General features: G+C 36.4%; 13 protein-coding genes. 7 read left to right on the plus strand and 6 right to left on the minus strand.

Annotated elements, in window-relative coordinates; genetic code table 11:
* Positions 1-37 precede the first annotated feature (37 nt).
* From AB3M96_RS09310 to AB3M96_RS09320, 3 genes are all read right to left on the minus strand, one after another.
* Positions 38-1144 carry a PAS domain-containing sensor histidine kinase gene (locus AB3M96_RS09310; protein ID WP_412967318.1) on the minus strand — a complete coding sequence of 369 codons (1107 nt, stop codon included), beginning with the start codon at positions 1142-1144 and terminating at the stop codon, positions 38-40.
* A complete protein-coding gene (locus AB3M96_RS09315; RefSeq protein WP_412967319.1) occupies positions 1137-1790 on the minus strand; it encodes a response regulator in 654 nt (217 codons plus the stop codon). Before AB3M96_RS09315 ends, AB3M96_RS09310 begins: the two co-directional genes overlap by 8 nt.
* Before the next feature lie 99 nt (positions 1791-1889).
* Positions 1890-2330 carry a GAF domain-containing protein gene (locus AB3M96_RS09320; protein ID WP_412967320.1) on the minus strand — a complete coding sequence of 147 codons (441 nt, stop codon included), beginning with the start codon at positions 2328-2330 and terminating at the stop codon, positions 1890-1892.
* 299 nt (positions 2331-2629) lie between these two features.
* Here AB3M96_RS09320 and AB3M96_RS09325 point away from each other — a divergent pair, with 299 nt between their 5' ends.
* The 3 genes from AB3M96_RS09325 to AB3M96_RS09335 all read left to right on the plus strand — a co-directional run bounded on the left by AB3M96_RS09325 (position 2630) and on the right by AB3M96_RS09335 (position 5491).
* Positions 2630-3361 carry a Crp/Fnr family transcriptional regulator gene (locus tag AB3M96_RS09325; RefSeq protein ID WP_412967321.1) on the plus strand — a complete coding sequence of 244 codons (732 nt, stop codon included), beginning with the start codon at positions 2630-2632 and terminating at the stop codon, positions 3359-3361.
* 247 nt (positions 3362-3608) lie between these two features.
* Positions 3609-3989 carry a hypothetical protein gene (locus AB3M96_RS09330; RefSeq protein WP_412967322.1) on the plus strand — a complete coding sequence of 127 codons (381 nt, stop codon included), beginning with the start codon at positions 3609-3611 and terminating at the stop codon, positions 3987-3989.
* A 65-nt stretch (positions 3990-4054) separates the two neighbouring features.
* The gene (locus AB3M96_RS09335; protein ID WP_412967323.1) at positions 4055-5491 is read left to right on the plus strand and encodes a DEAD/DEAH box helicase; all 1437 of its coding nucleotides are present in this window, start codon (positions 4055-4057) and stop codon (positions 5489-5491) included.
* Between the two features lie 35 nt (positions 5492-5526).
* Here the strand turns inward: AB3M96_RS09335 and AB3M96_RS09340 are convergent, their stop codons facing one another.
* Positions 5527-6726 carry an MFS transporter gene (locus AB3M96_RS09340; protein ID WP_412967381.1) on the minus strand — a complete coding sequence of 400 codons (1200 nt, stop codon included), beginning with the start codon at positions 6724-6726 and terminating at the stop codon, positions 5527-5529.
* A gap of 191 nt (positions 6727-6917) precedes the next feature.
* Here AB3M96_RS09340 and AB3M96_RS09345 point away from each other — a divergent pair, with 191 nt between their 5' ends.
* Positions 6918-7946, plus strand: coding sequence for an alpha/beta fold hydrolase (locus AB3M96_RS09345; RefSeq protein WP_412967324.1), 1029 nt, complete (start codon positions 6918-6920; stop codon positions 7944-7946).
* Between the two features lie 18 nt (positions 7947-7964).
* Positions 7965-8309 (plus strand): hypothetical protein, encoded by a 345-nt coding sequence (locus tag AB3M96_RS09350; protein ID WP_412967325.1) that lies wholly within the window; start codon positions 7965-7967, stop codon positions 8307-8309.
* Positions 8310-8439: 130 nt separating this feature from the next.
* Here AB3M96_RS09350 and AB3M96_RS09355 read toward each other — a convergent pair whose 3' ends face one another.
* Positions 8440-9372 carry an aldo/keto reductase gene (locus AB3M96_RS09355; RefSeq protein WP_412967326.1) on the minus strand — a complete coding sequence of 311 codons (933 nt, stop codon included), beginning with the start codon at positions 9370-9372 and terminating at the stop codon, positions 8440-8442.
* Positions 9373-9598: 226 nt separating this feature from the next.
* Between AB3M96_RS09355 and AB3M96_RS09360 the strand changes: the two genes are divergently transcribed.
* On the plus strand, positions 9599-10957 hold the full coding sequence (locus AB3M96_RS09360; RefSeq protein ID WP_412967327.1) for an SGNH/GDSL hydrolase family protein: 1359 nt from the start codon (positions 9599-9601) through the stop codon (positions 10955-10957).
* A 42-nt stretch (positions 10958-10999) separates the two neighbouring features.
* Here the strand turns inward: AB3M96_RS09360 and AB3M96_RS09365 are convergent, their stop codons facing one another.
* Positions 11000-11971 (minus strand): phosphotransferase enzyme family protein, encoded by a 972-nt coding sequence (locus AB3M96_RS09365; protein ID WP_412967328.1) that lies wholly within the window; start codon positions 11969-11971, stop codon positions 11000-11002.
* 480 nt (positions 11972-12451) lie between these two features.
* On the opposite strand from AB3M96_RS09365, the gene AB3M96_RS09370 reads away from it, so the two are divergent.
* Positions 12452-12895 (plus strand): YueI family protein, encoded by a 444-nt coding sequence (locus tag AB3M96_RS09370; RefSeq protein WP_412967329.1) that lies wholly within the window; start codon positions 12452-12454, stop codon positions 12893-12895.
* Positions 12896-12951 lie beyond the last annotated feature (56 nt).

The raw sequence follows: 12951 nt of genomic DNA on the forward strand, positions 1-12951 counted from the left end.
GTAAAAACCCTGAATCATGTGATTCAGGGTTTGTTTTTTATTTGGGAACATGTAGTTTTACAGTTGTACCTTTTCCTGCTTCTGATTCAACAGTAAGTTCTCCGCCGGCACCTCTAGCACGTTCTTCCATACTGAACAATCCAACACCATTTCCTTTTTCTTCATGAACAAATCCTTGACCTTTGTCGGCGATGACAACCTCTACAGCAGAATTAACTTCATGAATTGTTACATTTGCTTCAGAGACATTTGCGTATTTTGCAACGTTCGTTAACGCCTCTTGGACAATTCGGTACATCGTTGTTTCTTTATTAATATCTAGTCGAGTACGAAGTGTACAGTCAAGATTAACTTGAATCCCATAATGCTGTGAGTAGTTTTCAATATATTTGCGTATAGCAGGAACAACACCTAGGTCATCAAGAACAGAAGGACGAAGTTCCCATGCTAGTCCACGAATATCCTCGATTACAAAAGAAACATCCTGTCTGATTTTATGAAGTCTATCATCAGGTTTATCTAAAATTAACTGATCTAATTGGATTAGGAGTGAAAACATACTTTGGCCGATACCATCGTGCAATTCACGTGAAAAACGTTTACGTTCTTCTTCCTGAATAGAAATAACACGGGTCATCATGCTTTTAAGCTCTTCTTGTGTTTCTTTTAATGCGGTAACCTCATTACGTACGGCTAAATATTGATATGGACGTCCACTTTCACCTATTAAAGGAACAATGGTTGTATCTACCCAGTAATAAGAACCGTCCTTAGCTCTGTTTTTAATTTCAGCGCGCCATACCTGTCCGGAACCAATCGTTCTCCACATATCCATCCAGAATTCCTTATCATGATATCCGGAATTAATAATTCTATGGTCCTGACCAATTAATTCTTCCTTTGAATATTTGGAGATCTCACAGAACTTATTATTGATATATTGGATTTTCCCTTGTCTATCGGTAATCGCTACAATAGAAGACTCATCTAACGCAAATGTTAAATCCGCCAAATGTTTGAGAGAGTGCTCCACATCTGTACGAAAACTAGGGTCCTTAATATGAGTCTCTAATTCTGACAAGAGTTTCAAGACATTCGGGCCACCAATTTCAGATTGGTGTTTTAAACGATCGTATCTATTCAAAATGAAGCAACCCTTTCTTCATGGCGTATTTTACTAGTTCTGGACGGGACTTCAAGCCAAGTTTCTCCATTAAATTACTCTTATGTGATTCAACTGTTTTTACACTTATGATTAAATGTTCAGCAATTTCTTTATTTGAATAACCTTTTGCAATCCATTCAAGAACTTCTTTTTCACGTTCTGAAAGTACATCGAATGTATCAGAGCTATCCCCATTTTTAACGCGGTCTAAGTAACCGCTCATTAAGGTTCTGGTTGCAGAAGGTGTTAAGTATGCATTACCAGAGTAAACAGAAGCAATTGCGGCTATTAATTCTTCATGTGGTGCATTCTTAAGAATATAACCGGAAGCACCAGCATGTATCGCTCTAAATAAGTATTCTTCATCATCATGCATCGTTAAAATTAGTATTGAAACATCTGGCATAAGCTGATGCAATTCTTGTGTTGCGGTTAATCCATCTTTACCATGAGGCATACTTAAATCCATAAGAACGACATCAGGGCGTAGTTCCTGAGCTTTTTTAATCGCTTCGTCCCCTTCTGATGCTTCACCAATAACTTCTATATTATTTTTACCGTTTAAAAGCATCATCAGTCCTGAACGTACAACTACATGATCATCAACGATTAATAATCTAATCATTCTCTTTCCCCCCGGACGTCCTATTCGTGTGATATTCGTCACACTCTTATTCCATCATATAAAAAAAAATGAATCCTTTCAATGGGATTCATTAGTAGTTTAGCTTATTTCTTTATTATAAAAAACGGTAAAATCGTCTGCAGCTGCCTTTATTTGATTAATTTGTTCCATTGTATATTTCTTAGAAGTTCGTGAACCTACGAGGAGGATACCATTTATATTACCTTTAAAATAAACAGGCACGGCCACAGCTGCATATAAGTTCTCTGCTAACATAATCGGATACTGCATACGTAGCTTTTCAAAACCCGGTGTCCCACTATCGACTATAATAGAGGTACCAAAGCGAACCACAGATCCTGATAGACCCTTTCCGGGTTTTCCGACCATATGTTTATATCTTTCATTTATATTTCCGTGAGCATACTTCCAATGAATGGCTTGGTTTTGCTGATTCACATCTGCAAACGCTGAGAAATCACTAGAGGTACTCGTACATATATCATATAGTTTTTGCTCGACTTGTGTAATTACTTCCATAGTTATCTCCCCTTGACCACTGCTGTGGCCTTTTTAGTCTGGGACCTTTTATCTTTCCTCTACATTGTAAATCTTTTTCGGGAGATTGTATGTCAGGGAATTCCCCTAACTTTATATCCTGAAAAGATGAACTTAATTATCATTTTTTCGGTAAAGTAGGGGGATTATACCCCCTTTAGGGGAAAAACACGCAGAAACAGATAGGGGAATTCTCATCAAAAGTTCAGTAATTCCCCCGATACCAACTTTTCACTATAAGCCGTATGATTATAGCATAAAGTCATTCGGGAGGTTTTAAAATGGCAATGATCGTTCAGGAACTAAGAAGTGAACTTACACATATAGAATCAATTAATGAAAATATTACTCAATTTTTATCAGATGAAAATTTAAATAAATTACAAAGCATTATGAAGACAAAAACAATGAAAGCCGGAACACATCTTTTCTGGGAAGGCGAAGAAGTAGAAAAAATGTACTATATCCTTTCAGGAAGAGTAAAACTAAGAACATCTTCAGAAAATGGCAAAGACTTTCTTCTATCTATTAAAGATGAAGGAAGCTTAGTAGGAGAATTCGGTGGCTTTAATGATGAAGTCTATTATAGCTATCGTGCTGAAGTATCTGAGGACGCTGAAATTGGATTCATCCAATTAAATGATCTTAAAAAGCTTATGTACCAATTCGGAAACTTCGCAGTAGAATTTATGAGCTGGATTGGTTGGACACAACGTGTCATGCAAAATAAGCTTTACGACTTCTTGTTTTTTGACAAAACAGGAGCTCTAGCTTCAACCCTAATTAAACTTACGACTACACATGGTGTGAAATGTGCGGACGGAATCCTAATCTCAGTTGAATTAACAAACAAAGATCTAGGTGACTTCATCGGAACTGCACGTGAAAGTGTAAACCGTATCCTAAATGCCTGGAAACGAGAAGGAATTGTGGAAATGATTGACCGCAAAGTAGTTATCCGTCGTTTGGATCGTTTGTATGAGATTTGTGAGTGTGCGGGTGGGGTTCATTAATAGGTGGAAATGGGGAAGGTGACCTGGCTTAAGGTTACCTTTTTTATTTTAGTAAGAAAACTAAAGAAAAAAATGTGAGAAATCATAAGCATTCTAAAGAAATTTAAAGATAAACAGAGGAAAAAGGCTTTTTTAAATGAAATTAGAATGAATTTTGTGCTTTATAAACGTGTTTGTTCACTATAAAATATACATGTGTTCTTTTTAAGAAACAAAATAATGAGTACATAGTGTAGCGGGTGATATATTGAATATATATTCATTAGTAGAAAATGAAATCATAATAGAAGTACTTGATTCAGTACTCGAGAATACCAAATATAGAATTGAATGGCTCGCCCACGAAGCCAAACTCTATGAGAAATTACGCATATACGATGAGGCAATTGTGTTTTTGCCGAAGTCTTATGTGTATAACCTTTATAAGGTAGGTGCCTTTTTAACTCAACAGCTTCCAAAGGTAAAAGTGGTACTAGTACTAGGGTCAGAGGATGATTTTGATTCAAGACAAGCAGGAAATCAGGGAGTTCTGTATATGAATAGTCCATCTTTTAGAGAACATGTTCTTTCAATAATTGAATACCAAATAGATAAAACACATTCAAAATTGATCATTACACAACGGTAATGGTCTTTTTATTTTGATCACCTAGGTTATACTAAATGTAAAGTCTAATTTATGAGGTACTAACAATGAACGGTTTTAAAGAATTTACAATAAGTGAAGAAATTCAGCGTGCGTTAACAGCGCTACAATATAAAGCTCCAACCGAGGTCCAACAGGATGTGATCCCACGTGTACTTGCAAAAGAGGATCTTGTTGTAAAATCTCAAACAGGTAGTGGTAAAACGGCTGCTTTTGCGATACCTATTTGTGAAATGGTGGAATGGGAAGAGAATAAACCTCAAGCGTTGGTGCTGACTCCAACAAGAGAGTTGGCAGCACAGGTAAGAGATGAGATAACAAATATAGGGCGATTCAAGCGAATTAAGGCTGCGGCCATTTATGGTAAACAGAGCTTTGAAAGGCAAAAAATAGAACTCAAGCAAAAGACGCATGTTGTAGTGGGGACGCCTGGAAGAGTGCTCGACCATTTAGAAAAGGGGACTCTTATTGTTGATAATCTTCAGTTTTTGGTAATTGATGAGGCTGATGAAATGCTGAATATGGGATTTATTGACCAGGTAGAAGCTATCATTCAAACATTACCTGTGAATCGGGTGACGATGCTCTTTTCAGCTACATTACCAGAAGATGTTGCCCAACTTTCACATACATATATGAAGAATCCAGTTATTATTGAAAGTAAGTCATCGATGGATATTAAACAAAAAATAGAGCATTCATTTATTGAAACTGACGAAAATGATAAGCTTTTGCTTTTACAATCAGTAGCTACGGTAGAAAATCCAGATAGCTGCATTATCTTTTGTAGCACACAGGAACGCGTTGACCAGCTATTTAGAAAGTTAGAAAAAGCACATTATTCGTGTGACATGCTTCATGGTGGAATGGTACAAGAAGATCGATTTGCGGTAATGGATGATTTTAAAAGAGGAGAGTTCCGATATTTAATAGCTACTGATGTGGCGGCGAGAGGGATAGATGTTGAGAATATTTCACTTGTTATTAATTATGATGTTCCACATGATAAGGAACGGTATGTACATCGGACTGGCCGAACAGGTAGAGCGGGACAAACTGGGAAAGCAATTACATTTGTTACGCAAAAGGAAATACCTTTTATAAGTGAAATTGAAGACTATATTGGATTTGAGATTACGAAAGTTGAACCACCAACAAAGGATGAGGTAGCTATAGCAATGCCTGCTTTCGAAACTAAGATGAATAGCCAGCCTCGTCTAAAAAAGGATAAAGCAGATAATGTTAACAAAGATATTCTAAAGCTTTATTTTAATGGCGGGAAAAAGAAAAAATTGCGGGCGGTTGATTTCGTTGGAACGATTGCAAAGCTTCAAGGAGTATCTGCAGATGATATTGGGATTATCACGATTCAAGAAAATGTAACTTATGTAGATATTCTTAATGGTAAGGGGCAGCTTGTATTACAACAAATGAAGAATACAACTATTAAAGGAAAACAGTTAAAGGTTCATATTGCAAGATAAAGAAAGGTCGTACCCTAACAGGTACGACCTTTTGGTTACACTTGTGTTTTTAATTGCGCTTTAGGTTTAGCGTTCTTTTGCCATAGAAAAGTAATGAAAATGGTCACTACTAACAATATAAGCCCTAAAATAAATGGATAAATGATATGCACATCGTATAATAACCCACCAAGCGTTGGCCCTAATATATTTCCGATACTCATGTAAGCATTATTCATCCCCATTGCGAACCCTTGTTCATTTCCAGCAAGTTTCGAAATTAATGTATTTAATACTGGACGAAGAATTGATGTTGCTAAGAAAATTAGTAATGTAATACCGAAAAACACTGCATAGCTCGATGCTACTAATGAAAGGAAGAATCCTAAAGCGGCAACTATTAAGAAGATGTTTAAGATCTTACCCTCGCCGTAACGAGTCACCATTTTATCGACAACAAAGAGTTGAACAATTACACTTACAAGACCTGTAGATGTAACCATAATTGCTATATCCTGAGGACTTGCACTAAATTGATAGTCTACAAATAGACCGATTACAGACTCATACGCCATTAACCCGAAGCTCATTACCAGAGTAATAATTAGAGGGATGAAGAATGGCATTTTTACAGAACGAACTAATTTTTTAGCCATTGGCTCATCGTCAATATGAGCAAAACCTTCAGTAGCATCTTTTTGTTGGCTCTCTTTTAATACTGCAAAAGAGAAGATAACAGAAACCAATGAAACTAGTGCGGAAATTAAGAATGGAAACTTTAATCCATAGTCTGCTAAAAAGCCACCAACTCCAGGGCCTACTACAATTCCAAGTGACATCGCAGCTGAAACATAGCTGTTCCCTTTTGCGCGTTGTTCAAAGGTAGTAATGTCTGCCACATATGCAAATATCGCAGGCACCAGTAGTGCCGCGCCAATTCCTCCAATTACACGAGATGCATACAGCAACCAAATCGAATCAACGAGATAAAAAATAAACATTGATAGAGTTAAAAAGAGTAATCCATAAATAATCATCTTTCTACGGCCATATTGATCCGTCCACTTACCTGCAATAGGAGAGAAGATAAACTGAGCACCAGCAAAGATAGCAATCATAAGTCCTGCTGCTTTTCCGCCCTGGTCAATCGACTCTAAATAGGCTGGCAAAATTGGAATAATAATACCAAAGCTCCCGATTGCGATAAACATATTGATCATTAAAATAATCATCTTTTTACGTTGGTCTGCCGCCATAGCTGCACCTCTTTTCATATATATAATATTTTTTGTTAGTTTTTATCAGAACTCTAATAAGTTATTATAAATTCACATTATTGTCAAAGAAAAAAGATACCAATAATTCGACAAAGTTCTAAAGGAATAAAAGAAAGAAAAGGAGAATTATAGAGATAGAAATAAAAGGTTCTGGGAAAGGTTGGAAAAGTATGGCGGTATTTACAAGAGAAAAAAATTACGAGATTCCTGAGAATGGACTTTGTTCAGTTGAAACAATTTCACTCGGTGGAATAAAGCAAACCATTTTACTTCAAGCAGTGGATGTAACGAAGCCGGTTTTGTTGATACTACACGGAGGACCTTCTCTACCGATTCCTGGTGTATCTTCAAAAGGTTATGATTATACAATTGTTACGAACACGAAAGAATTAATAAAGCATTTTGTTGTAGTATTTTGGGATCAACGCGGTACAGGGAAGTCTTATCATGCCAGCATTTCAAACAATACAATGACCATCTCACAATTTGTTTCAGATGCAGTTGAATTAACCGATTATTTACGAAACAGGTTTGTCCAAGAGAAAATATTCCTCGCAGCTCATTCATGGGGTAGTACAGTTGGACTTAATCTCGTAGCTAACTGTCCAGAAAAATATCATTCATATGTTGGTTTATCACAGATTGTAAGTTGGACAGAGAATGATAAACTTTCCTATGCGTGGCTGAAGAATGAGGCAGTAAACAGAAGGAATCAAAAGGCTCTAAGAGAACTAGAAGCTGTTGGTGAACCTCCATATGTTGAAAGTTTTGAACAATGGGGTGTCATTCGGAAATGGCAGCAAAGATTTAATACGCTGATTTATACGGGAGCAGAACATTCACCTAGCTTATTTAAGTTAACAATGGACATGATGAAATCAAGGGAGTACTCATTAAAAGATATGTATCATACATTTTATAAAGGGTTTAAACTTGTCTATTCCAGGCACTTTATCGAGGAACTAGCTACCAATAATTTCATGGATAGCTTGAAGGAAATATCAATACCGGTTACCTTTATCCATGGCCGGCACGATTTCCATGTAAATGGAAGATTAGTAGAAACATACTATAATAAACTAAAGGCTGATAAAGGAAAACGGCTAATCTGGTCGGAAAAGTCCGCCCATGTGTTTCACCCAGAGGATACCAAACAGATTGAACAACATCTTATTGAGGAACTTCAACATATAAAATAGCTTAGTGAGGAGAAACCAATGGATATTGTGGAGATACTAGTATTTGCAGCCATATGGGGAATGTTCATTTTTCATGTGGTCAAAGAATACCGAAAGTCCAAAAAAGATAAACGTAAAAATCTAAGACATTTGCTAAAAGAACTAGATTTTTGGGTAGAAGGTCTACGCTTGGGTGGTATCTTATTATTCTTTTCAGGATTCATAAGTGATGTACATATCTTAAAACATCTAGGTGTCGGAATACTGTGTTCCGGATGGTTTCTCTCGGGTGTTGTTACGTGGGGAGTTAGTAAGAAAAAGAGTTTAATAATTATGATCTTGGCGGTTGGGTTTGGTTTTGTGTATTATTTGTTGTGGTTTTGAGTGTTGTTGAAAATGCTAACGCCTATAGAATGTAAGTAACGACCATAGAAATGAAATAACGCCTATAGAGCCAATTTATATGCTGAAAAATTAAGGAAGCCTTTAAGAATAAGGGCTTCCTTACATGTTTTTATCTAAAGATCTCACTAATTCTCTCAATTTCCTCAGCAGTTAGTTCAACATCGAGTGTTTTTAAATTATGTAACACTTGCTCCGGTTTCTTTGCACCTGGAATAACAGCATCAATTGTTGGTTGAGTTAAATACCATGCAAGTGCAACATGCGCTACCTCTGCATTTTTGCTTAATGCAATTTCTCGGAGTTTCTCTACCTTCTCCAAGTTACTTATAAACGCTTCTCCTTGGAAAAGTGGATTTCTTGAACGACCATCTTCAAAAGTAGTTTCCTTCGTGTATTTTCCACCGAGTAATCCAGAAGCAAGCGGGAAGTATGGAATAAAGGAAATCGTATGTTTTTTAGCAAATGGCAGAATATCAGTTTCAGCTTCACGTCGGAACAGGTTGTAATGCCCTTGAATGACATCTAAATAGCCATCCTTATTTGCTTCAATTAATTGCTCCATTGAAAAATTTGAAACCCCAATAGCTCTAATTTTTCCTTCATCCTTTAATTCCTTCAATGCTCCAACTGCCTCATCCTTTGGAGTCTCGTCATCTGGAAAGTGAATGTAAAATAAATCAATATAGTCTGTTTGAAGACGCTTTAAGCTTTCTTCTACTGTTTCCCGTAGGTATGCAGGAGAGTTATCCCGAGTTACTTCACCATTTACATAACGTTGCGCACCCTTAGTTGCCAATATAATATCATCGCGTATTCCTTGTTCTTTAATTACTTCACCAATAAGTATCTCAGAACGTTCGGGTCCATACATATAAGCTGTATCTAAGAAATTCATGCCATTCTCAATACCAGCCCGAACCAGTTCTTTTCCTGTTTCTTCATTTAAATTTGGATAAATATTGTGCCCACCAACTGCATTCGTACCAAGCCCTATAGGATTTACATATAAGTCAGTTCTTCCTAGTCTAACCTTCGTCTTCATGGAATCTCAGCTCCTTGTGGATTGTATAGCCATATTTTAGCAAATTAAGCTGTATGAATGAAACTGATTTGTTTCGTTAGTAAGTTGGTGTCAGTTTATAAAATCGATTGTTAGAATTTGTAAAACCCTGTAGGAAAACAACGAACGAATACGATTGTTTTGTCAGAAAAGTAAAAATATAATAATGGGGTATTGGACAAACATTACAAAAGGAGGAGGACTTTCGTTGTGGTATAAAGAGAGAAAACTATCGATTCTATTTTTGCTAGTTTTATTGATGAATGCTTTTGTATCGCCTATGGTTTTTGCAGAAGAGGTAACAGTGGACAAACCATCATTAGTTGCACTGGGGGATTCAATAACTTTTGGATGGAATTTATATGAGGGTGAGAATCCTGATAAAACAAAACCATCTAGTCATGCGTTTCCTAACTATATCTTAGGAGGGGGATTTGAGGTAACAAATCTAAGTTATCCTGGGTGGACTTCAACACAGTTATTAGAAAAGTTCACTGCGGCTGATCCGACATATTTAACAGCAATCGCTCAAGCTGATGTCATTACACTAAATATTGGTAATAATGATTTTCTTCAGTTGCCAGAAATAATGGATTTAAGAAGTAATCCTAGACCACTTTCCGAGTCAGAATTAATGGCCTTAAAAGGAAAGATTGTTCAAACTGCATTTCAATTAGGCGAAAATCTAAAAATGATTTTTCAGGGTATACGCTCCGTAAACAATACTGCACCTATAGTTTTCTATAATATGTATAATCCATTTGAGGCAAAAACTAATCCTGTCTTGCATACTCTTGGAAAGACTCTAATTAATGGAGAAGGAGAGCAAAAGGGTATCAATGAACTTGTATATTTACCATTCGGGCAAATCCCTGGTACGTTCTTAGTGGATGCGTACTCTGCATTCGAAGGAAAACAGGATACATTTATTCTTCCCTTCCCAGATGTCCATCCGACAATAGCTGGACAGAAAGCATTAGCTTCTTTAGCAGACCAAGTGTTATATCAATTGTTTCCACCAGAATTAAAGATTACCCTTACTCCAACACCAACAGAGTCAACTGAAGGTCCTGTTACTATAGCTGTAGAAACAAACCAAGAAGAGCTTCTTGAAATAAAGTGGCTACCAGGGCAATTAGAGGTCAAGGATTTTGAAGAGAACGGGAATGAGATAGAAGTAGCTAATCCAGTGTTTGAGGTTACAGAAAATGGATTTTACACAGTCTATGTATTAAGTGGATTTGGTGAAGAAAAAGTACAAACAATCGAAATCACAAACATCATCGAACCTGAAGAAGAACCACCTGCAGAGGAGGAGCCACCTGTTGAAGAAGAGCCTCCAGCAGAAGAAATGCCACCTGTAAAAGAGGAGCCTGTGAAGGAAGATCCAAAACAAACGCCAGATAAGCAAGCACCAGATAAGCAAAAACCAGTTAAATCAGGTAATAAACTTCCAGATACTGCAAGCTCAAATTACAATCTGCTTGTTGCTGGAGTTTCTCTACTTCTGGTAGGTTCAGGCATATTTTTTATATATGTTAGAAAGAATAGAATAGTAAATTCATAATATAACAGGCCTACCCCTAAATTTAGGAGTAGGCCGTTCTTATTAGATTTCCCCAAACCCTTCCCGATATTTACTAATCTTGTTTTCAAGTTTTTCAATTAACCCGTTTAACCACACAGGTTTTTCAGGTCCCTGTGAAACATCTACGGTTTGAAGTAGACTAGCAAACGTAACTAGATTATGGTATCGGTAAAACCAAGACAAATCCTCAAGTATTGAGTGACCAAGGTTCGTTTCACTTTCATATCCTTTTAAAAATTCAAGAAACTTTAGGTTAGTAGAATCATAACCTTCTTCGAATAAATCGCGTAAAGAAAAAGCTATATCTGCCACATACCAGTGCATCATACAGTCATCGAAATCTAATATGGATGCTACATTATCATTCCAGCAAAGGTTATCTAGTTCAAAATCATAATGAATTAACCCATAGTTTTCATTGGTCTTTGGCAGGTTCTCAATCCAACCCGAGACAAAATCTAATTCATGAAAAGCTGCTACCTCTTGTGCAGGTAGATTGTCACGAACAAACTTTAATTGTTCCTGGTGGCTACTGCGCTTATCCGCAATATTTGTAGGGAGAGATTTAAATTTGTTATGAAGTTGTCCGAGTGTTTTCCCCCAGTTACAAAACTGTTCATCATTCATCTCTTCAATGTCAATATGATCTCCTGTTAATCCTTCAAAAACTACTGCATATACCTTTCCTAGTTCAGTTTCAACTATCTCAATGTAGTCTCCTGCTTTAGACGCAATTGGCAACGCAACCTTTACATCACTATCTTTCAAGGAAAGTAGAATTTTAATTTCCGACTCAAGTGAAGTAAATTCTTTTTCGCTAGCAAATGTAAACCTCAAAAACCGCAATTGAGTATCTGATTTAAACACGCAAACCGTATTTGCTGATGCACGGTAAAAATAAACCGATCCTTCATCGTAGGTCCAGTTTTGTAATATTTGCTCGGCAAGTGAACATCTCCAGTTCTCATCAACTGTTCCCATTATTTTTTCCATCGTACTAAGCTTCATCATAAAATACACACGCACCCTTTTTCATTAGATTAATTTCAAAAATCTAACCGTGGCACGCTGAAGTTCTCTTTAACTCCAAAAGAAAAGGGCTACAGAGTTATATAAAATAACCCTGTAGCCCCAGGAAAAATAAAAGCACTAACGTGTTAAACGTTATCCGTAGGAGTGAGAGATATTCTAGTTAACTTCATCGTACCGCCATTTAGATTGATCATCGTAAAATCTCACTCCCTTCCTTGTAATATGAAAATAATACCAGTTAGTAGATTCTTTCGTCAATAAAAATTTTCATATAGTCCCATGTTTTTAACATTATTATGAAGGTTAGCCATTTGATTTCTTCTCAAAAAGAAGATTTGTTATGATGAACCTATCAATCACAATAGGAATATTTTTAAAAAGAAGAAAGTTATTTGAGGAATTTGCGTAAAATATGACAAATGTAAAAGGGAGAGAAAGCCGTTGTCTAAACCATCTGTTGATGATATTCTCCAGCAAGGTATCCATGGGGCTAAAGAAATAAAGCCAGAGGAACGGAAGAAGTTTTTAGGAACGTTGCGAGAGCGTGTTATCATTGCTTTAATGGCGTCTCAGGTGAGGGAGAGTAAGGTATATCCTGAAATTGAGGATGCCTGCAAAGCAAATTTAGAGGCACATATGTATTTAAACGGAAATATGAATTATAAATTTCTTTCTAAATATGTGAAAATGGCAAATAAATATAATATAAAATACACTCTTGTTACAAATAAGGAATACAACTCTGAGCTGGGTTTGGTGTTAGCGCATGAATATGCAGTTGATAAGGAAGAGATATATGTCAGCAGTACACCTAAAGTAACACTTCAAAATCAGAATACTGAAAAGAAGGGTATATTTTCATTTTTTAAAAATCGATTTAAATAATAGATGGACTCGGTGGTTTCCGGGTCTGTTTTCTTTTATAAAAACTAAATGCCAAA

The organism is Ferdinandcohnia jepli (assembly GCF_047246645.1).
Classification (GTDB): Bacteria; Bacillota; Bacilli; order Bacillales; family Bacillaceae_L; genus Ferdinandcohnia.